This is a genomic window from Serratia sp. S4 (assembly GCF_000347995.1).
GTDB classification, from domain to species: domain Bacteria; phylum Pseudomonadota; class Gammaproteobacteria; order Enterobacterales; family Enterobacteriaceae; genus Serratia; species Serratia quinivorans.
The window spans coordinates 124,913-151,291 of sequence record NZ_KB661120.1 but is presented as its reverse complement, the minus strand read 5'-3'; the positions used below and the strand labels follow the sequence as shown (position 1 = coordinate 151,291).

Below are 26,379 nucleotides of genomic sequence, written 5' to 3'. Positions count from 1 at the left end.
GATTAGTCCCGATCTTCAGGCGACAGGCGACGACGGCTGAAGGCTTTCAAACCACGCCACAACAACAGCGCCAGGATCACCACCACCACGACCGCAATCACTGCCAGCAACACCGGGTGAGTCGACAGCGCATGCCAGATACGCTCCCACCACGGCAGGTGACCGACATAATAAACGTCGCCCACGCGCAGGCTGTTCACCCCGGATTCCCGGATCACCGCCACCGAACCAAACACCGCCGCACGCTTGCCACTGTCCAGCAGTGCATTGTTGAGCAGGTCGTAGCCACGCGGGCTGTCGGCCAGCAATGCCACAATGCTGCGCTGATCGTTAAACGGTGACTGCACGCCAACAATCGCCGACATGGCCCCTTCTGAACTGATGGTGGTTTTGCTGTCCGCCTTGGTGTCCTCCGCCAGCACGTCCATGGTCGGCAGCGGCAACTGCCGCGTCGGCTGCTTCACCCAGCTCTGGGTGGCATCCACCAGCAGGTTGATTTTTTTGTCGTCCCGCAGTTCCGGCGGAATAGTGCCGATCATCAGAATATCGGCATCGCGTTCCTTGGCCTGCGACCAGTCGTCACTCACCGTCACCGCCAGCGCCGGATAACCGGTCTGGGCGCCGATAACGCCCATCGCGTTCAGCAATGCGCTGACCTGAGATGGCTGTGGCTGCTTGTTCACCAGCACCAGGGTCTGCGACAGATCGGCCAGACGGCTGAAAGGGAAACCGGCATTGGCAAAGGCACGCAGATCCGGCATCGCCATAAAGTGGCGGTAACCGGAGAAATCAATGGTCGATGAACCGTCGATCACCGCATGGTTGGCGGTGAAGGAATAGGTTTCACAGCGTCCTTCGGCACCGCTGGCGAGCAGGGTGGTGTAGTCAAAGTCGAAACGCAGCTGGTTAGTGGCTCCCAGCCGCAGCGCCGGGATATTGACGCTCTTGTCCGAGTCGATCAGCCCCTGGGTCAGTGGCAAACGCAACAGTTGAGCGCCCTGCTCGTGCTCCGGCACCAGCGAATAGGCCTGCACAAACTGGTTGTTCAGGCTAACGCTCAGGCGTGAGCCGTCCTGAATGCGCGGCGCGGTGTAGCGATATTTCAGATGCATATCAATGCCGGTACTGCGGATCAGGAACAGGTCCGGCGGCAGGTTCATGGTCAGCGAGATCGGACCAGGCTCAATGCCGCTGGTCTGCAGTTGTTCAGCATACTGCTGCAGCTCGGCAAAGGTCATTGGCCTGTCGGTACGCACCCAGTTAGGCGCGTCATACGGCTGGCGCGGCGCCAGTTGTTCGACCTTGTCCACCGTAACATTCTGGCCACGGAACAGGATGTTACCCTGCGCAATGCCTTTCACGGCGGTGATCAAATCGTTGTCATCACGGCCCTGTACCAGCAGCAGCTTGATGTACGGATTATCCGGATGGCTGATCATCTCCACCGTCGGGCCGTTGACCGGCGGATAATCGCGCAGGAAGTCCGGGCGCTGCTTATTGGTGGCAAAAACGATGGCATGCTGCTCCGGCAGCTTGTTATACAGCGTCGGGAACGACTGGCCGCGCCACTGCGCTTTGCTGCCGAACCACGAGGCCAGAATGCCCGCAGCCCGCTGCTGGGTGATATCCGGTTGGCCAGCAAACACCATTGGCAAGGTCAGCGGCCGGTTGTCGCGACTGTCGAAGAACGGCTCCGGGAAATGCGAAAGCTCGTTTTTCACCGGCAGGGTTTGGTAGCGTAGATTCAACGAACTGGATTTGCTGACTTCGAGCCACAGCGTGGTGCTGGCCGGGTTTTCACAAATGTTCTGGTAATGACCAACGAACACCAGCCGCACACGGTTAAAATCGGTGATATAGCGCGGATCGATCGCCATCTGGATACGATTGGGTTTGCCGAGCTGCTCTTTGGCGAGAGTGGTCACGCCCATCAGTTCGTCATTGAGGTACACCTTGACGTGCGACTCCACCGGGATCAGCGAAGGTGACGGGGTGAATTCCAGGTCGAGCATCGCCTGCGACACCACTTCATCGCTGCGCACACCGAATTCGACCTGGCCATCCGGCCGGGTGCCACGCAGGGTAAAGGTGCCCGGCGGCGGCGCAATCTTGGCAAACGGCAATTGCACGTCACGCACCGGCGCATTCGGATCCTGCGGCGCGACCGATCCCATGGGTGTCGTAACCGCTGCGTCGGCTGGCACCGCCAGCGGCGGTTGTGCGGCAACGGTCGGCGCGGTGGCAGTTTCAGCCTGAGACAGGGTGCTGATGCCTAAGGCCAGGGCGGTAAACCAGGTTATTTTTCTCGTCATCGTATCATCATCAATGTTAGAGCCTGGGGGCCAGGCGAGTAAGCGGGCGGTTTGCCTATACCACTGTCTCTTTTTGGCTGAAGGCTGGAGCCCTGCCGACGCCGTGCGGGATAAATGACACTATCCAGCCAATCAGCGTCGTGGTTCCAACCAGCAGGCGGCGCACCATCGGCGGTGCGTAATCCGCCATACGTATATAACCCCGGAAGCCCAGCGCCAGAACGTCGCGCAGGCTTTCGATCGGTTTATCTTCAGGGAAGCCGTCCTGCCACAACGCCCAGGTATCGGCGCGGGCAAAGGTGCACTGAATAAAATCAATATGTTCACGGGTGCTAAGGCCTACCATACGGATGCCCACCTTGCTGCCGAAGGCGCGCGTGACCACGCACGGGAAGCTGTATTCCTGCTGACCGCGTTTGAGCAACAACGACGCCTTGTCACCGTCTTTCAGCGCGTCCGCCACGCGCATCTCAATCCCCACCCCGCCGTCGGAGTAATCACGCAGCGTGCAGGGGAACAGATGGCCGTCGGCACGAGCAATGGCGGCCGGCATGGCAATCTCCACCCGGTGCGCCTGGCGAACTTGCTTGGCCTCTACCGCCACCGCCACCGCGCCGCCGAGGATGGTCATGTTGTACAACACCCACACCAGGCTGATGATCACCGTCATCACTTCGTCCGTCGGGCCGTAGCCCAGACGCCAGACGCCAAACACCAATCCGGCCAGATTCAATATCACCAGGAACATATAGGGCCGGGTAATCACCCAGTCGACATGCTCCTCCTCCACCAGCCCACCTTTGGCGGTCACGTTGAATTTACCCTTGTGCGGATTGAACAACGCCACCGTGGTCGGCCGGGCGATGTACCAGGCCAGCACCGTCTCGTAAATCTCGCTCCAGAAAGAGTGGCGGTATTTACCCTGAATACGCGAGTTGGTCAGACTGGCGTGGATCATATGCGGCAGCACATACAGCGCAATCGCCAGCGCCGGAGCAAAGATGATATAGGCGTGCAGCAGCAGGAAAGCCAAAGGCGCGGTGAGGAAGATCAGCCGCGGAATACCGGAAAGGAAGTGCAGCATGGCGTTGGCGTAACACAACCGCTGCGCCAGTTTCAGCCCCTTGCCGAACAACGGGTTATCCAACCGGAAGATCTGCACCATGCCCCGCGCCCAGCGAATACGCTGGCCAATGTGCGCCGACAGGCTTTCGGTCGCCAGCCCCGCCGCCTGCGGGATACGAATATAAGCCGAGGTATGCCCACGACGGTGCAAACGCAGCGAGGTATGGGCGTCTTCGGTAACGGTTTCCACCGCAATGCCGCCGATTTCATCCAGCGCACTGCGCCGCAGGATAGCGCAGGAGCCGCAGAAGAAGGTCGCGTCCCACATGTCGTTGCCGTCCTGCACCAGGCCATAAAACAGCGTGCCTTCGTTCGGTGTCTGGCGGAAACGCCCGAGGTTGCGTTCAAACGGATCCGGCGAGAAGAAGTGATGCGGGGTCTGCAGCATCGCCAGTTTTTTGTCTTTGAAGAACCAACCCATGGTCAATTGCAGGAAAGAGCGCGTCGGCACGTGGTCACAGTCGAAAATCGCCACAAACTCACCGGTCGCCTGTTTCAGTGCGTTATTGATGTTACCGGCCTTGGCGTGTTCATGGGTTGGCCTGGCAATATATTTCACCCCCACCTCTTCGGCGAAGGCCTTGAATTCAGGCCGGTTGCCGTCGTCGAGAATGTAAATGGTGACCTTCTCTTTTGGCCAGTCGATGCCCAGCGCGGCGTAGATAGTGGGCTTCACTACCCCCAGATCTTCGTTGTAGGTTGGCACCAGCAGATCGATGGTCGGCCAGGTCGAACTGTCGGCGGGCATCGGTACCGGCTGACGGTTAAGCGGCCAGACGGTCTGGAAATAGCCCAGCACCAGTACCACCCAGGCATAGGTTTCCGCCACCAGTAACAGCAGACCACAGGTCAGGCTAAGAGGATCGTCCCAGTTCAGCGTGGCGGTATAGCGCCACCACAGGTAACGGCAGGACACGGTCAGCGACAGCACGATCAACATCAGCGCCGGCAGGCGGCCCGGTACCCGGCGCACCACCATGGCGATGCCCCACAGCAACAGCACAAACACAAACTGCGCAGGCAGGTCGAACGGCTGCGAAATACACAGGATCGCCAGGATCGCCGCCAATACGCCGACAATAATAAACAGCACGCGGCGCACTCGCTGGTTCATCCGGCTCAGCCGTGCTACCGAGCGCTGCTCCAGCCCGGCATTTTCCAGCCGTTGCGGGATAGTTTTCAGCCAATTGGTGTAGCGCAATTGCAGACGCTGCCAACCGGCGAAACGCTGATGGTCCATAGGCTCGCGATCGGTACGGAACACCAACAGCCATAATCCCTGCACCAGATAACGCAGCACATCCGCCGGCCGCGGGCGGCTAGACGACAGATGCGGGAACCAATAGGCACGACCGGCCCGCAGCCGTTGCCAGCCCGGCGATTCAAAGCGCAGAAAAATCCAGCCCAACGCCACCAGCAGCGTAGTGAAAAAGGCGGTAAAGGCCGATGAGCCATGGCGACGATAGGCGCGATAACGCGTCTGCACCGCCTGTTGGACCGGCGGCACCAGCAGCAGGCTCATCACCCGGCTCATGACGCCGCATCCTTCAGATTGATCAGACACCAGTTGGCCAGCGTCAGCACTTCATCTGCGGCCAGGCTTTCCGGTCGATACTCGCCCAGCGGCTGCTTTACCGCCAGCGCCTCGGCCATCGCCTCATCACGATGGATGACCACCGGCAACAGCCCACCCAGGGTTTGCAGCCATAGCTGATGTAAATCCTGCTGGAGCTGGCTGGCAGCGAAATACTGGTTAATCAGGAAACGGCAGCCTTCCGGTAACGCCTGTTGATGCAACCGCACCTGGCAGTTAGCGTCTGGGGCGATCAGCATAAATACGCAGTCAGCCAACGGCAGTGCCTGCGCGGCCAACAAGGGGTCATCCGCCGGCAAGTCCAGCAGGATCCAGTTGTACTGCGCACTGGCGCTTAGCTGCGCCAGATTCTCCTGCCAGCGGGTGGGATGTTGCCGGCAATGTTGTTGTAAATTTAACCGCTCAGCCGCGGTGAGGTGACCAAAGGGCAAAAAGTCGAGGTTTTCGCAGTAGCGCATTGCGCCCTGCTGCCACTCGCCGCCATCCTGCTCCGCCCTGGCCCAGCCGCGTGGCAGCTCAAACGGCGTATTAAAATGCAGACGCAACAGGTTATCCGGCGCGAAATCGACGGCCAGCACCGACTCGCCCAATTGCTGTAATGCCCACGCAAGCGCCGCGGTGACCGACGTTGTGCCCATCCCGCCTCGCAAACCCTGCAGCGCAATCACTGGCATAAATTAGTGGCTCCCCGTGTTCTGCACGAGTTCGGCCAGCAGCGGCCAGCGAGTCATCATCTGCGTTAAACGCTCCTGACGCGAAATATCGATATAGCTTAATTTGGGTAAGGAAAATGCATGACTGAGGGCCAGCAGATCATCCTGTGTTTCTGGCGGTACTACTGCATGAAAGCGCGTTAATTGATTATTCATTCTGCCGCCATTAAAAATAGGCTAATGTTAATTAACTATAGCAACGTAATAAAAAGACATGGCCAATAAGATGATTCCTAACAGATATTATTACACAGAATGTAAGATTTGTTATTATTGATCCCAATGATAATATGACTGAATAGCAATGCTCAGTTGGCCACGACGACACTTTCAACGAAAGTAGAAACATAACCTATGGCGCAATCTTTCTCATTAGGTATTCGGCAGGTTTGGGAAGAACTGTCTGTCATGCAGGCCCCGGGTCTGTATTGGGTGAATATCGACCGTCAAACCGATGCTAACCTGCTTTGCCAACAAACCATAGCCGCCCAGGCCGCAACCAGCCAGGTGGCATTGATTTGCAGTGGGGATAAACCTGACCGACTGCTGGCCGAACTTGCCTCACCGGCACTGAAAAAAATTCCGCTGTACCAGCTGCCGGAAAAAAAAGCCGCGCTGACGCATTTCAGCGACGACCTGATGCGCGCCTTAAAACCCCAAAACCGCTTATTAATCCTGTTGGCCCATGCCAGTTTGTGGCAAACCTTCACCAGTGAAGAACTGCGCGACTGGACCCGCACTACCGGCACCTGGTTACGCCGACAAGGCTGCACGCTGCTGATCCTCAGCCACGGCGGCGGCGTCAACAAGCTCAAGGGGCAACTCAGCGCCCAGCACCGGATCCTTAACGGCCTGTCCAGCCTGCAGTGGCAACAGGACAGCGCACAGTATTTGGTTAACTGGTGGAGTACCGAAAACGGCATCAATGCCAACCAACTGCTGACGCTGTATGCCGGTGAAAACGGCTGGCAGGGTGACGATGACAACAACAAACCCTCGCCGACCTCCATTCGCAGCGATGAAGGACTTTATCTGGCCCAACAGAGCATTCTGGAAGGTGCGCCGCCGCTGTCGGCCAACTGGCAACTGCTGGAAAGTAATGCGCTACTGGCGCAGCACGGCATGCTGACACTCTCGGCAACGTTGATTTTTGCGCTGTACCAAAGCGATGAAATCGATGCACTGGCACACCAAATCCACAGCCTGCGCCGCCAACGCGGCAACGGGCTGAAAATCGTGGTGCGCGAGATGAGCGCCAGCCTGCGTTACAGCGACGAACGCCTGCTGCTGGCCTGCGGCGCCAACCTGATTGTGCCGCACGTGGCACCGCTGTCGCGCTTTCTGACCATGCTTGAAGGCATCCAGGGGCAGCGCTTCTCACGCCACGTTCCGGCAGATATCGACGCCCTGCTGGCCGGATTGCGGCCGTTGCAGTTGAAGGGTTACATGCGGCCGGATGATTTTAGTCAGGCAGTCATTTCGCTGATGGGCAACACGCTGTTGCCGGAGGACGGTAAAGGCGTGATGGTCGCACTGCGCCCGGCGCCGGGGCTGCGTGCCGAACAGGCAATGACCCTGTGTTTTTTGCGCCGCTTCGGCGACGTGATGACCGTGGTGCAAGGCCGGCTGGTGCTGTTCCTCTCCACCTGCCGAATTAACGATTTGGATACCGCCCTGAAATTTATCTTCCGCCTGCCGGTAAACGAAGCCTTCAGCAACCGGGTGGTCTGGCATCAGGACGTAGATATTATTTCAGAAATCAAACGGCTGGCGCACAACGCCCCGGTTCCGTTGGGCGCGGCGACCGCAGCGGTGGCACCACGTCAAACCGCCGCCGAGGCAGCAAGCCCGCAGGAACGCCGTCAACCGGTGGCCTTCACGCTAACCACCACGGCACAGGAGAACAAGCATGTTGAACCTTAGCGATATTGTGCAGTTGATTATCCTGTGCGCCATTATTTTTATTCCACTGGGCTATGCCTTTCATCGGCGTTTCCCGCACTGGCGTCAATACTGGCAAAACCTGTTGTTATCACCGCGCTATTTAAAATCCGCCGGGTTATGGGTGCGCGAAGGTTCTTCATCCCAGATTAAGCGTAAAAACAGCCATGAAGCCAACAAATAACCCGCAATCCGATAACTCCCTGTGGCGCTACTGGCGTGGGCTGGGGGGCTGGAACTACTACTTCCTGGCCAAGTTTGCCCTGCTGTGGTTCGGTTACCTGAATTTCCACGCACTGCCAAACCTGGTGTTCATGGCATTTTTGTTGATGCCGATACCGGCGCTGCGCGTGCATCGCTGGCGCCATTACCTGGCGATCCCGATCGGTTTCGCGCTGTTCTATCACGACACCTGGCTGCCCGGCATCAACAGCATCATGAGCCAGGGCTCGCAACTGACCGGCTTCAGTGCCCAGTATCTGCTGGAGTTGACCAACCGCTTTATCAACTGGCAGATGATTGGCGCCGCCTTTGTGATGCTGATTGCCTATCTGTTTTTATCCCAGTGGATACGGGTGACGGTGTTCACCGTCGCCGCGTTGGTGTGGCTGAACCTGGTCAATATTGCCGGCCCGGCAGTGTCACTGCTGCCCGCCAGCAGCACCGCTTCCACCAGCAGCACCGCTTCCACCAGCGGCACACCGGCAGCGACAGCCCCGGCGGCTGGCGGTGATAGCGCCCCGGCGGACAGTGCGCCACCCACCAGCGCCAACCTGACGGCCTATCTGAACCAGTTCTACGATAAGGAAAAGGCCCGCGCCACCGCCTTCCCGGCCAGCCTGCCTGCCGATGCTCAGCCGTTCGACCTGCTGGTGATCAATATCTGTTCGCTGGCCTGGGCCGACATGGATGCGGTGAAACTGGAAAACCACCCGCTGTGGTCGAAGATGGACATCATGTTCGACAACTTCAACTCGGCGACCGCCTACAGCGGCCCGGCGGCCATCCGTTTGCTGCGCGCCAGCTGCGGTCAACCCTCACACCACGATCTGTATCAACCGGTGAATCAGCAGTGCTATCTGTTTGATAATCTGGCCAAGCTGGGCTTCAAAGAACAGCTGATGCTCGATCACTCCGGCGTGTTCGGCAACTTCCTCAAAGAGCTGCGCGAACAGGGGGATATACAGGCACCGCTGATGTCTCAGGCCGGTATCGGCAATGAACTGGCGTCGTTTGACGGCGAACCGATTTACAACGATCTGGAGCTACTCACCCGCTGGCTGAGCCAGCAGCAAAAGGCCGGCGATACCCGCAGCGCCACCTTCTTCAACGTCATTCCGCTGCATGACGGCAACCGTTTTGTCGGTTCGAACAAGAGCGCCGACTATCAGCCGCGGGCGCAAAAACTGTTCGACCAGTTGAATACCTTCCTTGACCAACTGGAGAAATCCGGACGCAAGGTGATGGTGGTGATTGTGCCGGAACACGGCGCAGCGCTGGTGGGCGATAAAATGCAGATGTCCGGGCTGCGGGATATCCCCAGCCCGAACATTACCCATACGCCGGTGGGCATCAAACTGGTGGGCATGAAAGCGCCGCATCAGGGCAGCCCGCTGCAGGTTAAAACGCCGAGCAGTTACCTGGCGCTTTCCGAGTTGGTCGCCCGCCTGGTCGACGGTAAAGCGTTCACCGCCCCAAGCGTCGACTGGCAGGCGCTGACGCAGAACCTGCCGCAGACGGCGGTCATTTCGGAGAATGACAACGCCATCGTGATGCAATACCAGGGTAAACCGTACATCCGCCTGAACGGCGGTGATTGGGTGCCTTACCCCCAGTAAATGCAGCTAAGAGTCTGGCCCGTTATTATTAAGCACGCCTTCGGGCGTGCTTTTTTATAGCCGATATCAGGCAAAGTTAAACTTAAGCGATTCAATTATTATGATCGTGCGAAGATTCCTAACTAACGATTATTTCGTCAGGATTTCGTTAAGAGAAATAAGCGCTATTAATACGAATTAATTATTCGCTCAATAAACTAATTAATAAACCAATGGGTTTAATCAAAAAAATGCCGGCGTAAATGCCGGCATTCTAATTAATCGTGATTGATAACAAAGTTATGCCGCAGGATTTTCATCCTGATCGACCGCAAAGCAGGCCACCATCTGTTCGCCGTATTGCTTCAACTGTGGCTGCAACTGGGTACAGGGCCCAAAAGCACGACGGCAGCGGGCATTGAATGCACAACCCGGCGGTGGATTCATCGGGCTGGGCAGTTCGCCGGTCAGTTTGATGCGTTCACGACGCATATCCGGATTCAGACGCGGCGTCGCAGACAACAACGCCTGGGTATACGGATGACGCGGGTTGTTGAAAATGGCATCTTTGCTGCCCTTTTCCACACAGCGACCGAGGTACATCACCATCACTTCGTCGGCAATATGCTCCACTACCGACAAATCGTGCGAGATGAACACATAGGACAGCCCCAAATCCTGCTGCAGATCCATCATCAGATTCAGTACCTGCGCCCGCACCGAGACATCAAGGGCGGAGACAGGTTCATCGGCAATCACCACGTCCGGGTTAAGCATCAGCCCGCGTGCGATAGCAATACGCTGGCGTTGACCGCCGGAAAACATGTGCGGGTAGCGATCGTAATGTTCAGTTTTCAGGCCAACCTTGGCCATCATCTCCAGCGCTTTCTCACGACGTTGCGCGCTGTTTAGCCCGGTATTGATCTGCAGCGGCTCCTCGAGGATCTGCCCGACCTTTTTACGCGGGTTAAGCGATCCGTAAGGATTCTGGAACACAATCTGGATCTTCTGGCGCCGCAGCTTCTCCGCGGTGACGTCCGGCTTCAGCAGATCCTGCCCCTGATAGTACAGCTCACCGCCGGTCGGCACTTCAATCATCGTCAACAAACGGCCCAGCGTTGACTTGCCACAGCCGGACTCGCCCACCACCGCCAGCGTTTTGCCACGCTCAAGGGTGAAAGAGACGCCGTCCAGCGCTTTAACCAGCCTTTCCGGGGCAAAGATGCCCTTCTTGACCGGGTAGTGTTTCTTCAGGTCAATCGCCTGCAATAAGGGTTGGTTCTGGCTCATACGGTCGGCCTCCCCGCATCATCCAGCGGTGTGTGACATTTAACCTGACGGCCGGGAATGGTGCGTAATTCCGGCTCTTCATTGCGGCAGCGCTCATTGGCGTACGGGCAACGCGGGTTGAGCAAACAGCCGCTTGGGCGGTCATATTTGCCCGGTACCACGCCCGGCAGCGAAGCCAGGCGCGCCTTGTCAGCCGCGAACTCCGGCAGCGCGCGCAATAGCGCCTGAGTATAAGGATGCCGCGGTGCGCGGAAGATTTCCGATGCTTTACCGGATTCCACTACCTGACCGGCATACATCACGATGATGTGATGCGCCGCCTCGGACACCAGCGCCAAATCGTGGGTAATCAGCAGCAGCGCCATATTTTCCCGCTGCTGCAACTCCAGCAGCAGCTCGATAATTTGCGCCTGGATGGTCACGTCGAGTGCGGTGGTAGGTTCATCGGCAATCAGCAGCTTCGGCCGACAGGCAATCGCCATGGCGATCATCACGCGCTGGCTCATCCCACCGGAAAGCTGGTGCGGATACACGTCCAGCCGCGAGGCCGGATCGGGAATGCCCACCTGCGTCAGCAGGTCGATAGCCCGCTGGCGGCGGGTGCGACGGTTGCCGCCCTGATGCACCTTCAGCGCTTCCATAATCTGGAAACCGACGGTGTAGCATGGGTTCAGGCTGGTCATCGGATCCTGGAAGATCATCGCCACTTCCGAGCCCACCAGTTGGCGGCGCTCTTTTTCGGAAATTTTGCGCAGATCCTGGCCGTTAAACTCCAGCTTTTCGGCCATCACCTTACCGGGGAAGTCGATCAGCCCCATAATCGCCAGCGAGCTGACGGATTTGCCGGAGCCGGATTCACCGACGATCCCCACTACCTGGCCCTGCTCCACGCTGTAACTGATACGGTCTACCGCGCGGAAAGGGGTGCCTTCGTCACCGAAGTGCACCGAAAGCTTGTCTACATTTAATAACGCCATCTCTCTCGTCCTCTTTACTGCTTGAGTTTGGGGTCGAGAGCATCACGCAAGCCGTCCCCCATCAGGTTAAATGCAAGCACCGTCAGCAGGATCGCCACGCCAGGGAAGGTTACTACCCACCAGGCGCTTTGTGCGAACTGCAGTACGTCGGAGAGCATGGTGCCCCACTCCGGCGTTGGCGGTTGTGCACCCATACCCAGGAAGCCGAGAGCGGCCATATCCAGGATAGCGTTCGAGAAACCCAGAGAAGCCTGAACGATCAGCGGCGCCAGGCAGTTTGGCAGGATATTGATAAACATTTGGCGCATCGCACCGGCCCCCGCCACGCGTGAAGCGGTGACGTAGTCGCGGTTCACCTCCACCAATACCGCAGCACGGGTCAGACGCACATAGTGCGGCAGGGCGACAAAGGTTAACGCCAGTGAAGCATTGACGATCGACGGACCGAAAATCGCCACCAATACCAACGCCAACAGCAGGCTGGGCAATGCCAGCATAATGTCGACGATACGCATGATGATGGCATCCACCACGCCGCCAAAGTATCCGGCCAGCAGGCCCAGCACCACGCCCATGATCAGCGACAGCACCACCACCAGGCAGCCAACCAACAGTGACAGCCGGGCGCCGTACATCAGGCGCGACAGCACATCGCGGCCAACGTCATCGGTACCCAGCAGATATTGCCAACTGCCGCCTTCCTGCCAGACCGGCGGTTTGAGCAGCGCGTCGCGGAACTGATCCGCCGGCGCATGCGGTGCCAGCACCCCGGCACCGATGGCAATCACAAACATCAGAACGATATACACCAGGCCGACAACGGCCCCTTTATTGCGCTTGAAATAGTGCCAGAACTCCTGGAACGGGCTCATGGGCTTCGGCGCACCTTTAACGACAGACTCAGTGACTTGAGACATTAGAGCGCCCCTTATTTCTTGTGGCGAATACGCGGGTTGACCACGCCGTAGAGCACGTCTACCAGCAGGTTAACCAGAATAATCATACAGGCGACCAGCAATACGCCGCCCTGAACAACCGGATAGTCGCGACGTTGCAATGCGTCCATCAGCCAACGCCCCAGGCCCGGCCAGGAGAAGATGGTTTCGGTCAGGATCGCACCGGCCAACATGGTGCCGACCTGCAGGCCGATCACCGTCACGACCGGCAGCAAGGCGTTACGCAGCGCATGCACCACAATCACCCGCATACGGCTCACGCCCTTGGCGCGCGCGGTACGGATATAATCTTCGCCCAGCACTTCCAGCATCGAGGAGCGCGTCATACGCACAATGACCGCCAGCGGGATGGTGCCCAACACGATGGCCGGCAGGATCATATGCATCACGGCGTCAGCGAAGTCGCCCGGTTCGCCCCAGATCAGGGTGTCGATCAGCATAAAGCCGGTCAACGGCAGGCTATCGTCAAGGAACACCGTATCGCTGACCCGTCCCGATACCGGCGTCAGGTTCAGCTGCACCGAGACCAGCATGATCAACATCATGCCCCACCAGAAAATCGGCATCGAATAGCCGGTCAGTGAGATGCCCACCGCGGTATGATCGAATATTGAGCCTCGCCTGACCGCCGCCAGTACCCCAACCGGAATGCCCACCAGCACGGCGAAAATCATCGCGCAGAGCCCCAACTCCAGCGTAGCCTTGAAGCGCGGAACGAACTCTTCCCAAACGGAGATACGGCTTTTAAGTGAGGTACCCAGATCGCCATGCAACACGTTGGATACGTAAGTGAAATATTGTTGATAGAGCGGTTTATCCAGCCCCATTTCCGCCATCAGGTGTGCATGGCGTTCTGCGGAGATCCCGCGTTCCCCGGCCATGATGGTCACCGGGTCGCCGGGGATCATATGGACGAATGCAAAAGTCAGCAAAGTAATGCCGATAAACGTTGGGATAACTAACCCCAAACGTCGGAGTATGAACTGCAACATATCCCGAACTCTCTGTATCAATGCCCGGCAGCTCATCGTCCGCCAGGCTTATTAAAGCTCACACACCTCTGGTGCTTCTCTGCCTACGGGCAACCCCACCCCTCCCTTAAAGAGAGGGGCGTGGTATTAACCGGTAGTAAAATTAATCCAGAGAGACATTCTCAAAGTGATGCTTACCAAGCGGATCCACGACGTAGCCCTTCACTTCCTTACGCACTGGCTCGTAAACGGTGGAGTGGGCAACAATCAGCGCCGGAGCCTGATCGTGCATCACTACCTGAGCCTGTTTGTACAGTTCGATGCGTTTGTCGTGGTTCGATTCGGCGCGCGCCGGTTGAATGAGATCTTCAAACGGCTTGTAGCACCAGCGAGAATAGTTGGAACCGTCTTTAGCCGCCGCGCAGCTAAACAGCGTGGCGAAGAAGTTATCCGGATCCCCATTGTCGCCGGTCCAGCCCATCATCACCGTCTGATGTTCGCCCGCTTTGGCGCGCTTGAGGTATTCGCCCCACTCATAGGTTACGATTTTGGCTTTCACGCCGATTTTCGCCCAGTCAGACTGGATCATTTCCGCCATGCGGCGCGCGTTCGGGTTGTACGGACGCTGTACCGGCATTGCCCACAGATCGATGGAGAAACCGTCTGCCATGCCCGCTTCTTTCAGCAGTTCTTTAGCCTTGACCGGATCGTAGGTGTAGTCTTTCACCGCGTCGTTATAGCCCCACATGGTCGGTGGGATCAGGTTCTTGGCCGCCTGGCCTGCACCCTGGTACACCGCGTCGATGATCGCCTGCTTGTTGACCGCCAGGGTCAACGCCTGACGCACCTTCAGGTTATCCAGCGGTTTTTTCTCAACGTTGAACGACAGGTAGCCGACGTTCAGCCCCGGTTGTTCCATCAGGTTGATGGTTTTGTCCTGCTTCATGCGCGCGATATCAGCCGGGTTCGGATACGGCATCACCTGGCATTCGTTTTTCTGCAGTTTGGCGTAACGCACTGAGGCGTCTGGCGTGATGGAGAACACTAAACGGTCAATCTTCGGCTTGGTGCCCCAGAAACCGTCAAACGCCTTGTAGAGAATCTTGGAGTCTTTCTGGTATTGCAGCAGTTGGAACGGACCGGTACCGATTGGGTTCAGGTCAATTTTCTCCGGGGTGCCGGCCTTCATCATTACGTCGGCGTATTCGGCAGACAGAATAGAAGCGAAGTCCATACCCAGGTCAGCCACAAATGGCGCCTCAGGACGGGTCAGTACAAAGCGTACGGTGTAGTCGTCCACTTTCTCGATTTTGGCGATCAGCTTCGGCATGTCCATGCCTTCAAAGTACTCATAGCTGCCGCCGGAGACTTTGTGATAGGCATTTTTCGCGTCCAGCTGGCGTTCGAAGGAGAACACCACGTCGTCGGCGTTGAAATCACGGGTCGGTTTGAAGTCTTTGCTGCTCTGCCACTTCACGCCTTTACGCAGGTGGAAGGTGTAGATTTTGCCGTCTTCGCTGACATCCCATTTTTCAGCCAGGCCCGGCTGCAGTTCGGTGGTGCCGATTTTGAATTCGACCAGACGGTTGTAAATAGGCACCGAGCTGGCGTCATAGGTAGTACCCGAGGTGAACAGCTGCGGGTTGAACCCTTCCGGGGAACCTTCAGAACAGTAAACCAGAGTCTTGGCTTGCACGCTGGCCGCAACGGTCAGCGCAATCAGCCCAATACCGAATTTCAGAATCCCTGTTTTTCCCAAGGAACTTGTCATCGTTTGTGCTCCATTATGTGATGTGATGTGTGTATTACCGCCAGAGCCTGTATTTTTTATTGCGCGGCCTGTGCAGTCGTGCCCGAAGGCTGGGAGGGATAATTGCGCGAGAGAGCCGGGTGGAACGCCTCCCGGTGGGGGCGTCTGAGCGCGTGGAATTCACTCAAACAACTCTCGCTCTTACCCCTGAGGCTACCAAATTGCCAACTGTTTGGGGTGTCGTCAATATAACCAGTGGGGATTTACGCAGACTGTGAGAAACAGCAAACAAACATAAAAAAAACCTTTTTTTAACAGTAGCAGCATGAAAACTTATGCTATGCGGTCATTTTTAGTTCGATAGGCTGTGTTGCAGAAAGTTGCTGGTGTTTAACTCCGATAAAAAACTAAAAAAGTTTGTTGCTGAATGATGAATATCTGAACGGTTATTTTTGTGATCGCCGTAAAAGACAGGACGAAATGCTGCCCTGTCACCCGAAAGGGTGAGGCGTCGGCGCATTTTTTTAGCCGGGTGACGCCACAATCTATTCACCGTAAAAAAACTTTCGTCTGTTAAAAAGCCGGGGGCAAAAGGATATCCCCCGGCAACGTGCTACAACCGATTTATTGCGTGCCGGCGCTGTTGCCCAGGCTGCTATTCATATTGTTCAGAATATCTCCGTTATCGGCGTCGATTTCCCAGGAGAACAACCCGCCCAACTGCTTATCGAGCACATACTTGCCCTTCGCCTGTACCGAGCGGGCATCGTCGAAGGTGATCAGGTCACCGGTGGAAGGTTTGAACACATAAGGCGCTTCGGCAGTGGCGTCGTAGCTGTACTGCCATTCACCGCTCATAAACTCATTGGCGATTTGGCGGTAATCCACGATGCCATTTTCCCAGGTGCCTTTTACCGGGCCGGTCGCGGTGCCGGTAAACGGAATGTTGTTCTGGTAGCCGTTAACACCGGTCCAGCCGCGGCCGTACATGGCAGTCCCCACCACGATTTTGCCCGGCTTCACCCCCTGCGTCAGCAGCGCGTTAACGCCATTTACCGTGGTATAGGCCGTATCCGGTTTCCAGGACGGCGCTTTCAGTGCGGTCTGATGGCCCAGGTTTTTCAGATCGAACGCGCCATAGAAGTCGTAACTCATCAGGAAGATGTGATCCATCGAGTTCTGCGCAGTGTTGTAGTCCACCTTGTCGATTTTGTCCTTGCCGGCACTGATCGCAGAGGTCAGTTCATACTTGCGACCGGTTTCCGCGGAAAGCTGATCAAGCATCGCCCGCAGTTCTTTCATCAGTTGCACATAGGTCGCCCCATCCTGTGCGCTGCCCAGTTTCGGGTTAGCGCCCTGCCCGCCCGGGAACTCCCAGTCGATATCCACGCCGTCAAAGAACTTCCAGGTTTGCAGGAACTCTTTCACCGAGCCGACGAAGCGATCGCGCTTGGCCTTGTCACCCATAAAGAAGAACGGGTCGGACAGGGTCCAGCCACCAATCGACGGCAGGATTTTCAGGTCCGGACGTGCCTGCTTCAGCGCCATCAACTGACCAAAGTTACCTTTGTAGGGGTCGTCCCAGGCGGTCACGCCTTTTTGCCCTTTCTGCAACGCGGCGAACGGATCGTGGATCGACACCTTGAAGTCTTCACGGCCCTGGCAAGAACGTTGCAGCGCCTGGAAACTGCCTTCGATCTCTTTCAGACTGTCGTTGATGCCGTCACCGCCGCAGATTGGAATGAAACCGTACAGCAAATGCGTCAGGTTCTGTGCCGGCAGTTTATCGACGGTGAAATTACGGCCGTAAACGCCCCATTCAACGAAATAAGAACCGACCACTTTGCCGGAGTCTTGTTTATAAGGCTTATTCTTTTCCAGTAGCGGTTCTTTTAACGGTGCCAAATGGCTGCCATCGGTATCCGCCACGACAATTTCGGTGGCATCGCTGGCGGTACAACCATCAGCATTACATAACGCCACCTGCATTTGATAACGGCCGCCTTTATTAACCTTAAAGTTTGCCGTGCCCGAAGCGCCAGTTGAGGCACCGCTCCAGACTTCTTTGCCATTTAATAATACTTTTGCCGTGGTACCGGTATCGCCATTCCATAAATTCCATGAAACGGAAACGTCGGCGGCATTTTTCACCTTCACCAGGTTATTATAAGCCGTCGCCGCCTGATCGACTTCGACAATGGCGAACTTGGTATTGCCCCAGGCCAGCGTAGGCTTGCCCGGTACGGCGGCCTGCGCCGCAGAGCACAGCGTGCTGCCGATCAGCAACGCCAACAGCGGTTTATTAAATTTGCGCATAACTGATTCCTTTATTCCGAGAGGATAAACATAAAATATTTAATGACGACCGCCGATTGTCGGATAAAAATAATTCCGCAATATCTCTGGCCGATTAAAATGAATAACTAAGTATTAATCTTTCCCACGTAACGGAAATCTATCATTCCCATTTCGTGTATTCAGACTATAGATAAATTAATCCTTAAAACAATAGCGCTATCAACCGGGTTTTATTGAGCAATAATGAATTAATTTAATAATAGATAACCAGCAGCAGTGGGAATAAGGATAGTGAATTAAATACAGGGAAAGGATAAATATTTGTCATGCCACAAGATGTTGTCTTCATTGACAACACTCTAAATATGCTGTTATTTTATACAACACGAAGGAGACGGAAGTGCCTTCTCAACTGATCTATCAGGACAAAATCCAACTGACAAACACTGAATTTATGCAAATGGTTATTTGGCATGTCGATCCCCCCGTTAACGGCAGCACTCATAACTACAAGTACAGGTTTGCCTACGTCAAAGCGGGCATTTGCCGTTTACGTTATGACAATGAAGCAGGTAAAGGCGACCACAAACATGTGGGCGACAAGCAGCAACCTATTACGTTTACCCACCTGACAGCGCTGCAACGCAGCTTCTTCAATGAAGTCGCACGACTAAGAGGTGAAAGAGAATGAACAGAGTCACCATCCGCGTGGCTTCTCTTGAGGAAGTACAACGCAATTTGGAGAAAGCCCTGCAGGGCAACAAGCAGCAGCAAGGAAGCTACATCACATTTTTAGACTGGGAGAGCCTGTGGAAAACCCTGTCGCCTAAAAAAATGCAAATCCTTCATACCATGACCGGCGCTGGCGAACTTTCAATCCGGGAAGTAGCACGTCGCGTTAAACGGGATGTTAAAGCGGTGCATACCGATCTACAGGCTCTGTTAGGCTGCGGCATTGTTGATAAAAGCGAACGGGGCATTATTTTCCCCTATGACGAAATCCATTTTGACTTCGTAGTCGGCAAGGCGGCCTAAACTACAGACGAAAAAAAACCTGCTTTAAAAAGCAGGTTTTCTTGAATGTGGTCGGCGAGAGAGGATTCGAACCTCCGACCCACTGGTCCCAAACCAGTTGCGCTACCAAGCTGCGCTACTCGCCGATGCGGGGCGCATCTTACTGCTGACGATATTACGCGTCAATCACTTTCTCGCCCCGGTCAATCAAGTGGTGATAAAAGCGGCATAAAGCGCGCTACAGCAGCCCACAGCGCGCTTTTTCATCATGCCTTGGCAGTTTTCAGCGTCGGTGATTGAGCACGCAAGAACGGCAACAGGAACAACGCAGACAAACAGGCAGCGATCGAGATCACCACGAAGAACCCATTCCAGTGCCAGATTTCCATGATGCGGGCAATCGGGTAACCGGACAACGCTGCCCCCAGATAAGCAAACAGGCCGACAAAACCGGTTGCCGCCCCGGCAGCATCCTTGTGTGAACATTCCGCCGCTGCCATGCCGATCAGCATCTGCGGACCAAAGATGAAGAAGCCGATAGCAAAGAAGCAGGCCGCCTGCAGCAGGAAAGTAACACCCGGCATGATCCACAGCGCCGCAACCGACAGGAAGATACCGATGGCGAAGATCAGGTTCATTGGCCCACGGTTACCGCGGAACAGTTTGTCAGAGCCCCAACCGGCCACCAGCGAGCCGATAAAGCCGCCCACTTCGAACAAGGATATCGCCGAGTTGGCGGTCATCAGCGAATAGCCTTTTTCCTGGGTCAGGTACAGGTTACCCCAGTCGTTGATGGCCGTACGCACGATGTACACCAGCACGTAAGACACCGCCAGCAGCCAAATGTATTTGTTGGTCAACACGTAGCGCTTGATGATTTCGCGGTTGGTCAGCCCCTGACCTTCCGATTCCTGCACCAGCTCCATGGCATCATTACGCCATTTACCCACGCTGGGCAGCCCCATGGTGGACGGCTTGTCACGCAGGCGCCAACACATCAGCAGGCCCAACACCACGCCGATAATACCCGGAATAATCATGCCGTAGCGCCAGCTAAAGTGCAGCGAGATAAAGCCGACCAGCAGCGGGATTAACGCACCGCCAAAGTTATGCGATGTATTCCAGATCGCCCACCAGCTACCGCGCTCGGAACGCGAGTACCAGCTGGTGAGGATTTTCGAACATGGCGGCCAGCCCCAGCCCTGGAAGAAGGCGTTGAGGATCCACAACGTCCCCAGCATCAGCAGCGAAGAACTGAGGCCAAAGAAGATATTGAGTATGCCGGTCATAATCAGGCCCAACCCCATAAAATAGCGCGGGTTGGAACGATCGCTGATCATGCCTGAGATAAACTTCGAGCAGCCGTAAGTGATGTAGAACAGCGTACCGAGAATACCGACGTCGGACATCGTCAGGCCAAGATCGCTCAGCATCGCTGGCATAATGAAGTTGAAGCTTTTACGCGTGAAGTAAAACGCGGCATAGCCGATGTACATCGTCCACATCAGCTGGATGCGCCAGTATTTATAGCTGGCATCGATCTGTTTTTGATCGGTAACCGGCGGCACATCATCGCGGCTTTTAAGGAAAGACCACATGTGAAACCTCAGAGAATATGAAAAGTACCGCTATCATGCTGCGCGCGCGCGAAAATGACTTACGCCGGATTCCCGACGCGGCTAGGAGTATTTCCTAGTTTGGCCCTTCCGCCGGTGAAACTGTGGGTAAGATCACATTCAAACAGGTGCCATTCTCCGACGTCAGTCGCAGGCGGCCGCCCAGTGCGCTGATGCGCTCCTGCATGCCGCGCAGACCATAACCCGGCTCATGATGGGCCAGATCGATACCGACGCCATTATCGCGAATGGTCAGTAGCACCTGCGGCAACCGCCCTTTGCGCTGACGAAGACGTGCATCCAGCTCAATTCGGCTGGCGGCGGCGTGACGACAGACATTGGTCACCCCTTCCTGACACACCCGATACAGCGTAATTTTCAACGTCTCATCCAGCAATTCATCCGGTACCTGCCACTGCATCACGCTCACCAGCGACGTATCCTGCGGCAGCGATTCGCGCAGCATCGCCGCCACCGCCGCCGACAGCGGCAAATTATTCAACGCAGCCGGCCACAGTTGCGTCAACACGTCGTGGACGCCGTCATATACCCGCAGCGCCAGCGTATCTATCGCCTCGGCGCAGCCCATCACCTGCGGCTGTGGTGCCAAACGCTTGATAATACTGGCCTGAGTGCGGATCACGGTAATGGTTTGACCGACCTCGTCGTGCAGCTCCCGCGCCACCTCGCGCCGGGTCTGTTCTTCTGCCGTGACCAGCGCGCGCGCCAGTTGGCGGTTTTCCGTCAGCCGCAGCCGAAGTTGCTGGTTCAGCTCACGCTGGCGTTGAATACCCGCGCCGAGCAACAGACCGGTCAGGCTCTGGGCCAGCAGCGACAGCAGTAAATCACGGTGCGATTCAGGCTGTGGCGGTTCGTTGGCCACCAGTACCACGCCATTGAGCAAGGTTGCCAACAGCGCGCCCTGCCAGCCGTAACGATAGGACATAAAGACGATAGGAATAGCCAGACAAAACGGCGCGAAGCGGCGCAGCTCTGCGGCATTAACCTGCTGTTGCAGCCAGATACTGAGCGCAAACAGCAGTAAGTAACTGGCCAGATGGCGCAACCGTAGCGTCACCGGTTTATGGATCAGGCCCGGTTCGAGCGGTACCCAGATCTGCCGCGCCAGATAGTGCCACAGCAGCAGACAGGTTGGGGCAATGGTGAACCCACCCGCCAGCCCCAGCAACAGGGCTCTGGCCCCCTCGCCGTTCACTAGTTGCCACACTAGCGCCTGCAGCAACGCGGCCACCGCCACTACCGCGCCCTGCATCAATGGCCATTGCCATTCGCTGTCACTTTCCTGATGCCGCAGCAACCAGGGGGAGGCCACCAGGCTAAGCAACACCGTCAGTAGCAGCACCACCACCGAAGCCCACAGTGCCGGCCCGTAACCGAACTGATCGGCCAACACCACCATCAGCAGCAGATCGGCCAACAGGATGCCCGGCCAGAAGCGGTAAGGGCTTTGCAGCAGAATGCCCATACGCAGACCAAACGGGAACAGCAACAACGCCTGCCACGGCGGGTCGATCAGCGCGGTGCCAATCCCCCACAGGCAAAATGCACTGGTGGCATAGATAAAGAACAACGCCAGTTGGGTGATCAGGCGTTGCATCACAGGTTCAGCATCCGCTTCGCCAGCTCGACGTTGTTGTTGATACCCAGCTTGGCGAACAGATTGGCGCGATGCACGTGTACCGTTTTGGGTGACAACCCCAGCGCAGCAGCAATCTCCCGCACCTCCTGTCCTTGCGCCAGCAACAGTGCGATTTCGCGTTCACGACGGGTCAGCGGGTCTACCTTCACTCGCGCCAGTTGCTGGGCGATTTCAGGCATCAGATACACGCCACCGCTGGCGACGGTGCGTACCGCGGTGATCAAATCTTCCGGCTTGCAGCGTTTGGACAAGAACCCGCAGGCACCGCGTTCCAGCGCCAGCTCCACCAGCGCCGGGTTGTCATGCATTGACAGCATCACCACCCGAATACCGGAGGGAATGTCCGCCAGCAGATCCAGCCCGCTGCCGTCCGGCATCGAAATATCACAGATACAGATTTCCGCCTCCAGACCGGGCAGGCCGGCGCGTGCCTGAGCCGCGCTGCTGAACTCGCCGACCACCTGAATATCCGGCTCCAGCGACAGCAGTTGCACAAAGCCCGATCGCACAATGTCATGATCGTCAATAAACGCCACGCGCAAGGTCATGGAAATCTCCGGTCCGAGGGGGAAAGTGCGCAAGTATAGCGCAAGCCTGAGCCAGATTAGTTGATGAAAGGAAGGTATAAGCAGATTTTACCGGGCGCAGTGCGCCCGGTATTGGAGAGGTTACAGCTCGCTTGGCGACGCTTTTTCCTGCGGAATATCACACCAGTTGTTTTTGGCCACGATGCCGCCGTTCGGCGAGGTATAACCGAGGCAGCCGAGAATGGTATCGAACAGCTCGACATGGCGGTGGGTCTTGCCAACCCGCTGCTGCGCCTGCAATTGCTCAAACGCTCCGCGATGCTGTGGATCTTCCAGGAACTTGTCGGATGCCCATACCATCATTGGCACGCGGAACTGCTCCACCGGCGCCATTTCACGCGGCGTGCCGTGCAGATGTGAATTCTCGCCGATCGATTCGCCGTGATCGGAAGAATAGAACACAATCGCCTTCTTCTCGCGCACCTGGTCAATCACATTGGCGATAAAGCTGTCGGTATACAGCACCGAGTTATCGAAGGCGTTAACCAACTGGTCCTTGGAGCAGAAATCGTCAACGCCGATACACTCCGGCTGATAACGCGCGTAGCTACGCGGATAACGCTGGGAATAGAGATAATGTGAGCCCTTGGTGTGCAGGATCACCAGATGCTTGCCCTTGGGATAACGGGCCAGCGACTCCTTCATTTCATCCACCAACAGCATATCGTCAACCGATTTGCCGTCGTTGCGCTTTTCGGAGGCGATCATCTCGCGGAACGAATAGTTGTTCACTTCGGTGTTGTTATAGAACCAAACCTCACTCTGCATGGCGAACAGCTCGGAGGTGAAGCCCAAATCTTTCATTACCGCGAACACGTTTTGCTCTTTCAGAGTCCGTTGCGGGTTATCTGCCGTGCCGCCTTCCCGCACGAACATACAGCGCAACGACAGTTTGGTGGCGGTATCACAAGACGTGCCGCGGAACGCCACCAGATTTTTCTCTTTGGACAGTCGTGGCGTAGTGTCACGGTCGTAGCCAAGAATGCCCATGTGATCCCAGCGCGTGGTTTCACCAATGATAAACACCACGTAGGTATCATCAATATCGGCCGGTGCAACATAGGTAAAGTTCTTGGCCGGGTCGAACAAATTGGCCTGATCCTGACTTTCGTCATAACGGGTGTAGGCAAACAGCCCCAACGCCGACAGCCAGTTGGATGGCAAATAGGAATGTGCAACCACGCCACCGTAGCTTGGCAAATCCACATTGGTGATTTTTTCCTGCGCGCTTTGCTCGTTATCCAGCATACGCAGCGGCACCCAGACCAGCGCCACCACGGCCACCAGCACCACCAGCGGTTTTATCCGGTGTCCGGGCGTTTTCAGTTGCTCGATCAGGGTATAACGCAGGTTGTTTTTCCAGATGCACAGCAGCGGCAATGCGCTGAGCACTACCATCCACAGCACGAAGTGCATACCGACCACTTCTTTCGACAGGTCGATATCGGTGGTCATCACCGACACCACAATGCCGTAGCCGATCACCACGTTGAAAAACGTCATGTAATAGCTGGCCGCCACGGAAATCAGCACCAATAGCGAGGCAATAATCCGGTAGAACAGCCGGCCGCCGAGCGAGACCAGCCGCATAATAAAGAAGGTGAACAGAACGATGGCGATAACCTCGGTTACCGCAGAAATGACCTTAATCCCCTGAATGCCGTGCGAAAACGAATCAAAGCGACGATAGAAAACGGAAAGGTTCAAAAAGATGCCGATATAGATCGCTAACAATAACGATAAATTCTGCTGTGATAGCGATTTAACTTTGTTCATGTAACGCGGTGGCTCCGGGGGCTTTAACAGTTCTGAAGTCAGTCAGACATTCGATGCGGCTGCAGGTTCAGCCGATCGGCAATAAGCGCTATTTTGGGGGTAAGAATCAAGAGAATTCTCACAAAATAACCATTTTTGCCATTTTTTGTGCAAGGGATAAAGGGGCACGAGACGAGAAATGGAGGGCTGAAACCCTCCATTTGTTCCGTGATATTGGCGGAAATCTTACTTAACGTTAAGCGTTACATCAATATTGCCGCGAGTGGCGTTGGAATAAGGGCAGACCACGTGGGCTTTTTTCACCAGGTCTTCCGCCACGCTGCGCTCGATGCCCGGCAGAGAGATATCCAACTGCACTTCGATGCCGAAACCGTTGGGGATTTCGCCAATACCGACGGTGCCGTCAATTTTGGCTTCGGCCGGGATCTTCACTTTTTCTTTCGCCGCGACAAACTTCAGTGCGCCGAGGAAGCAGGCCGAATAACCGGCAGCAAACAACTGTTCCGGGTTGGTGACTTCACCGCCCGCGCCACCCATTTCTTTCGGCACGCCCAGTTTGACATCCAACACGCCGTCAGATGAGGTCGCACGGCCATCGCGGCCACCGGTTGCGGTGGCATGAGCACGGTACACAACTTTTTCAATCGACATACATCATTCCTTCTTTCTGGTTGGAGGCAAGACGGCAATTCCTGCAGGTGGAACGTCGTCATTGGTATATCTTTCACGATTAAATCGTACACTATATATTTACTGCTTACTTCCAGTGTAGTCCACCCATGCCGATCCTGCTGCCGGCACTGGAGGTCAAAGCTGGTTGATTAGCTTGCCACGCAGCTTTTCCAACTGCTGTTTGATATTGACGATTTCATCGAGGCTGCAATCGGTAGCGCACATCACGGCTTCCGGCACCGACTGCGCTTTTTCACGCAGCGCACGGCCGGCATCGGTTAACGCAATAATCACCTGCCGCTCATCGGTGGTGGCGCGGTAACGCGCTAACAAACCGGCGGTCTCCAGACGTTTGAGCAATGGCGTCAGGGTGGCGGAATCGAGAAATAGCCGTTCGCCAATGTCAGTGACCCTGATTTCGTCCCGCTCCCACAGCACCAGCATCACCAGATATTGCGGATAGGTGAGTTCAAGCTGGCTCAGCAGTTTGCGATACACCTTGTTCAGCGCCAGGTTGGCGGAGTACAGGGCAAAGCAAAGTTGCTGGTCAAGCAGCAGCAGGTTTTTCGTCGCGGGTTGTTCGGTGTTTTCGATTTTCATGCTCTGAATATAGATAGTGCACGATGTAATCGCAAACTATTTTTAGCCAATATGCTACCTTGTTAAAAGCAGGGGATGCCACAGCGAGGTGCTGTGTGGAGGGAAAGGACATGACAGACACTCTGACAGAACGCGCGCGCCGCTACGCCACCAAGGCCCATGCAGCCATCGATCAGCGCCGCAAGTACACTAATGACCCCTACATTGTTCACCCGCAGGCGGTAATGGAAATCGTCAGCAGTGTGCCGCACAGCGAAGAAATGCTGGCCGCCGCCTGGCTGCACGACACGGTAGAAGATACGCCCACCACTCTTGGCGATATCGAAAGCCACTTTGGGCCACAGGTCGCAAGCCTGGTGGCGATGCTGACCAACGTCAGCGGCACCGGTGACGGCAACCGCTTCGAGCGTAAAAACCGCGATCGGCGCCACAGCGCCAAGGCTTCACCGCAGGCCAAAACCATCAAGCTGGCGGACCTGATCGACAACACCCGCTCACTGCTGGACTATGACAGCCATTTCGCCAGAACCTATCTGATCGAAAAACAGCGGCTGTTGGAAGTGTTGACCGAAGGTGACCCGACGCTATGGCAGCAGGCGCATCATATTGTCGAAAAGGGGCTGGAAAGGCTGCAATTGCCACCGCATAACGTTCCGGCAAGCTGGTTTGAACATGCCCGCCGGCGCTACCGGGAAAACGATGCGGCTTAG

The 26,379-nt window shown here is 56.2% G+C and carries 22 protein-coding genes and 1 tRNA gene; 6 read left to right on the top strand and 17 right to left on the bottom strand.

All coding sequences use genetic code 11. The features are described 5' to 3' along the window. Positions 1-2 precede the first annotated feature (2 nt). Genes bcsB through bcsR form a run of 4 tightly spaced genes read right to left on the bottom strand, consistent with a single transcriptional unit; the run spans position 3 to position 5,900 of the window. A complete protein-coding gene (bcsB, locus tag SERS4_RS0101330; RefSeq protein WP_017891246.1) occupies positions 3-2,312 on the bottom strand; it encodes a cellulose biosynthesis cyclic di-GMP-binding regulatory protein BcsB in 2,310 nt (769 codons plus the stop codon). A gap of 55 nt (positions 2,313-2,367) precedes the next feature. Further along, on the bottom strand, positions 2,368-4,971 hold the full coding sequence (bcsA, locus tag SERS4_RS0101325) for a UDP-forming cellulose synthase catalytic subunit (protein WP_017891245.1): 2,604 nt from the start codon (positions 4,969-4,971) through the stop codon (positions 2,368-2,370). Beyond that, positions 4,968-5,705, bottom strand: a complete 738-nt coding sequence (gene bcsQ, locus SERS4_RS0101320) for a cellulose biosynthesis protein BcsQ (RefSeq protein WP_017891244.1) — start codon at positions 5,703-5,705, stop codon at positions 4,968-4,970. Before bcsQ ends, bcsA begins: the two co-directional genes overlap by 4 nt. 3 nt (positions 5,706-5,708) lie before the next feature. Further along, the gene (gene bcsR, locus SERS4_RS0101315) at positions 5,709-5,900 is read right to left on the bottom strand and encodes a cellulose biosynthesis protein BcsR (protein ID WP_017891243.1); all 192 of its coding nucleotides are present in this window, start codon (positions 5,898-5,900) and stop codon (positions 5,709-5,711) included. 198 nt (positions 5,901-6,098) lie between these two features. Between bcsR and bcsE the strand changes: the two genes are divergently transcribed. From bcsE to bcsG, 3 genes are read left to right on the top strand one after another with little or no spacing between them, the layout of a single operon-like run. Next, positions 6,099-7,667: a cellulose biosynthesis protein BcsE gene (gene bcsE / locus SERS4_RS0101310; RefSeq protein WP_017891242.1), complete on the top strand. Its 1,569-nt coding sequence runs from the start codon at positions 6,099-6,101 to the stop codon at positions 7,665-7,667. Continuing rightward, positions 7,654-7,869 (top strand): cellulose biosynthesis protein BcsF, encoded by a 216-nt coding sequence (gene bcsF, locus SERS4_RS0101305; protein ID WP_017891241.1) that lies wholly within the window; start codon positions 7,654-7,656, stop codon positions 7,867-7,869. The genes bcsE and bcsF overlap by 14 nt, the downstream gene beginning before the upstream one ends. Next, positions 7,853-9,523 (top strand): cellulose biosynthesis protein BcsG, encoded by a 1,671-nt coding sequence (gene bcsG / locus SERS4_RS0101300; protein ID WP_017891240.1) that lies wholly within the window; start codon positions 7,853-7,855, stop codon positions 9,521-9,523. The genes bcsF and bcsG overlap by 17 nt, the downstream gene beginning before the upstream one ends. A gap of 279 nt (positions 9,524-9,802) precedes the next feature. On the opposite strand, the gene dppF is transcribed toward bcsG, so the two are convergent. The 6 genes from dppF to SERS4_RS0101270 all read right to left on the bottom strand — a co-directional run bounded on the left by dppF (position 9,803) and on the right by SERS4_RS0101270 (position 17,762). Next, positions 9,803-10,792, bottom strand: coding sequence for a dipeptide ABC transporter ATP-binding subunit DppF (gene dppF, locus SERS4_RS0101295; protein ID WP_012004614.1), 990 nt, complete (start codon positions 10,790-10,792; stop codon positions 9,803-9,805). Continuing rightward, the gene (gene dppD, locus SERS4_RS0101290) at positions 10,789-11,769 is read right to left on the bottom strand and encodes a dipeptide ABC transporter ATP-binding protein (RefSeq protein ID WP_017891239.1); all 981 of its coding nucleotides are present in this window, start codon (positions 11,767-11,769) and stop codon (positions 10,789-10,791) included. Before dppD ends, dppF begins: the two co-directional genes overlap by 4 nt. A 14-nt stretch (positions 11,770-11,783) precedes the next feature. Continuing rightward, a complete protein-coding gene (dppC, locus tag SERS4_RS0101285) occupies positions 11,784-12,686 on the bottom strand; it encodes a dipeptide ABC transporter permease DppC (RefSeq protein WP_012004612.1) in 903 nt (300 codons plus the stop codon). A gap of 11 nt (positions 12,687-12,697) precedes the next feature. Then, entirely contained in the window at positions 12,698-13,717 is a 1,020-nt protein-coding gene (gene dppB / locus SERS4_RS0101280; protein ID WP_017891237.1) for a dipeptide ABC transporter permease DppB, read from the bottom strand. A gap of 142 nt (positions 13,718-13,859) precedes the next feature. After that, positions 13,860-15,467, bottom strand: coding sequence for a dipeptide ABC transporter periplasmic-binding protein DppA (dppA, locus tag SERS4_RS0101275; RefSeq protein ID WP_012004610.1), 1,608 nt, complete (start codon positions 15,465-15,467; stop codon positions 13,860-13,862). A gap of 603 nt (positions 15,468-16,070) precedes the next feature. Then, on the bottom strand, positions 16,071-17,762 hold the full coding sequence (locus SERS4_RS0101270; protein WP_012004609.1) for a glycosyl hydrolase family 18 protein: 1,692 nt from the start codon (positions 17,760-17,762) through the stop codon (positions 16,071-16,073). 382 nt (positions 17,763-18,144) lie between these two features. Between SERS4_RS0101270 and SERS4_RS0101265 the strand changes: the two genes are divergently transcribed. Both SERS4_RS0101265 and SERS4_RS0101260 read left to right on the top strand, forming a co-directional pair. Further along, entirely contained in the window at positions 18,145-18,435 is a 291-nt protein-coding gene (locus SERS4_RS0101265) for a DUF6516 family protein (RefSeq protein WP_017891236.1), read from the top strand. Further along, positions 18,432-18,779, top strand: a complete 348-nt coding sequence (locus tag SERS4_RS0101260) for a hypothetical protein (RefSeq protein ID WP_017891235.1) — start codon at positions 18,432-18,434, stop codon at positions 18,777-18,779. The genes SERS4_RS0101265 and SERS4_RS0101260 overlap by 4 nt, the downstream gene beginning before the upstream one ends. A gap of 48 nt (positions 18,780-18,827) precedes the next feature. Here the strand turns inward: SERS4_RS0101260 and SERS4_RS0101255 are convergent. The 7 genes from SERS4_RS0101255 to SERS4_RS0101220 all read right to left on the bottom strand — a co-directional run bounded on the left by SERS4_RS0101255 (position 18,828) and on the right by SERS4_RS0101220 (position 25,669). Next, positions 18,828-18,904 (bottom strand) — tRNA-Pro (locus SERS4_RS0101255). Positions 18,905-19,024: 120 nt separating this feature from the next. Next, on the bottom strand, positions 19,025-20,356 hold the full coding sequence (locus tag SERS4_RS0101250) for an MFS transporter (RefSeq protein ID WP_017891234.1): 1,332 nt from the start codon (positions 20,354-20,356) through the stop codon (positions 19,025-19,027). 94 nt (positions 20,357-20,450) lie between these two features. After that, positions 20,451-21,992 (bottom strand): signal transduction histidine-protein kinase/phosphatase UhpB, encoded by a 1,542-nt coding sequence (gene uhpB, locus SERS4_RS0101245; protein WP_017891233.1) that lies wholly within the window; start codon positions 21,990-21,992, stop codon positions 20,451-20,453. Continuing rightward, a complete protein-coding gene (gene uhpA / locus SERS4_RS0101240) occupies positions 21,992-22,582 on the bottom strand; it encodes a transcriptional regulator UhpA (protein WP_017891232.1) in 591 nt (196 codons plus the stop codon). The genes uhpB and uhpA overlap by 1 nt, the downstream gene beginning before the upstream one ends. A gap of 120 nt (positions 22,583-22,702) precedes the next feature. After that, positions 22,703-24,397 carry a kdo(2)-lipid A phosphoethanolamine 7''-transferase gene (gene eptB, locus SERS4_RS0101235; RefSeq protein WP_012004603.1) on the bottom strand — a complete coding sequence of 565 codons (1,695 nt, stop codon included), beginning with the start codon at positions 24,395-24,397 and terminating at the stop codon, positions 22,703-22,705. A gap of 225 nt (positions 24,398-24,622) precedes the next feature. Next, positions 24,623-25,048, bottom strand: a complete 426-nt coding sequence (locus SERS4_RS0101225) for an organic hydroperoxide resistance protein (protein ID WP_004934114.1) — start codon at positions 25,046-25,048, stop codon at positions 24,623-24,625. Positions 25,049-25,204: 156 nt separating this feature from the next. Continuing rightward, complete coding sequence (locus SERS4_RS0101220) at positions 25,205-25,669, bottom strand: MarR family winged helix-turn-helix transcriptional regulator (protein ID WP_017891230.1); 465 nt, start codon at positions 25,667-25,669, stop codon at positions 25,205-25,207. 110 nt (positions 25,670-25,779) lie between these two features. Between SERS4_RS0101220 and SERS4_RS0101215 the strand changes: the two genes are divergently transcribed. Next, entirely contained in the window at positions 25,780-26,379 is a 600-nt protein-coding gene (locus tag SERS4_RS0101215) for an HD domain-containing protein (protein WP_017891229.1), read from the top strand.

Bases quoted from the DNA above. Each gene is read 5' to 3' on its own strand.
- bcsB (WP_017891246.1), bottom strand. From the start codon at position 2,312: ATGACGAGAAAAATAACCTGGTTTACCGCCCTGGCCTTAGGCATCAGC.
- bcsA (WP_017891245.1), bottom strand. From the start codon at position 4,971: ATGAGCCGGGTGATGAGCCTGCTGCTGGTGCCGCCGGTCCAACAGGCG.
- bcsQ (WP_017891244.1), bottom strand. From the start codon at position 5,705: ATGCCAGTGATTGCGCTGCAGGGTTTGCGAGGCGGGATGGGCACAACG.
- bcsR (WP_017891243.1), bottom strand. From the start codon at position 5,900: ATGAATAATCAATTAACGCGCTTTCATGCAGTAGTACCGCCAGAAACA.
- bcsE (WP_017891242.1), top strand. From the start codon at position 6,099: ATGGCGCAATCTTTCTCATTAGGTATTCGGCAGGTTTGGGAAGAACTG.
- bcsF (WP_017891241.1), top strand. From the start codon at position 7,654: ATGTTGAACCTTAGCGATATTGTGCAGTTGATTATCCTGTGCGCCATT.
- bcsG (WP_017891240.1), top strand. From the start codon at position 7,853: ATGAAGCCAACAAATAACCCGCAATCCGATAACTCCCTGTGGCGCTAC.
- dppF (WP_012004614.1), bottom strand. From the start codon at position 10,792: ATGAGCCAGAACCAACCCTTATTGCAGGCGATTGACCTGAAGAAACAC.
- dppD (WP_017891239.1), bottom strand. From the start codon at position 11,769: ATGGCGTTATTAAATGTAGACAAGCTTTCGGTGCACTTCGGTGACGAA.
- dppC (WP_012004612.1), bottom strand. From the start codon at position 12,686: ATGTCTCAAGTCACTGAGTCTGTCGTTAAAGGTGCGCCGAAGCCCATG.
- dppB (WP_017891237.1), bottom strand. From the start codon at position 13,717: ATGTTGCAGTTCATACTCCGACGTTTGGGGTTAGTTATCCCAACGTTT.
- dppA (WP_012004610.1), bottom strand. From the start codon at position 15,467: ATGACAAGTTCCTTGGGAAAAACAGGGATTCTGAAATTCGGTATTGGG.
- SERS4_RS0101270 (WP_012004609.1), bottom strand. From the start codon at position 17,762: ATGCGCAAATTTAATAAACCGCTGTTGGCGTTGCTGATCGGCAGCACG.
- SERS4_RS0101260 (WP_017891235.1), top strand. From the start codon at position 18,432: ATGAACAGAGTCACCATCCGCGTGGCTTCTCTTGAGGAAGTACAACGC.
- SERS4_RS0101250 (WP_017891234.1), bottom strand. From the start codon at position 20,356: ATGTGGTCTTTCCTTAAAAGCCGCGATGATGTGCCGCCGGTTACCGAT.
- uhpB (WP_017891233.1), bottom strand. From the start codon at position 21,992: ATGCAACGCCTGATCACCCAACTGGCGTTGTTCTTTATCTATGCCACC.
- uhpA (WP_017891232.1), bottom strand. From the start codon at position 22,582: ATGACCTTGCGCGTGGCGTTTATTGACGATCATGACATTGTGCGATCG.
- eptB (WP_012004603.1), bottom strand. From the start codon at position 24,397: ATGAACAAAGTTAAATCGCTATCACAGCAGAATTTATCGTTATTGTTA.
- SERS4_RS0101225 (WP_004934114.1), bottom strand. From the start codon at position 25,048: ATGTCGATTGAAAAAGTTGTGTACCGTGCTCATGCCACCGCAACCGGT.
- SERS4_RS0101220 (WP_017891230.1), bottom strand. From the start codon at position 25,669: ATGAAAATCGAAAACACCGAACAACCCGCGACGAAAAACCTGCTGCTG.
- SERS4_RS0101215 (WP_017891229.1), top strand. From the start codon at position 25,780: ATGACAGACACTCTGACAGAACGCGCGCGCCGCTACGCCACCAAGGCC.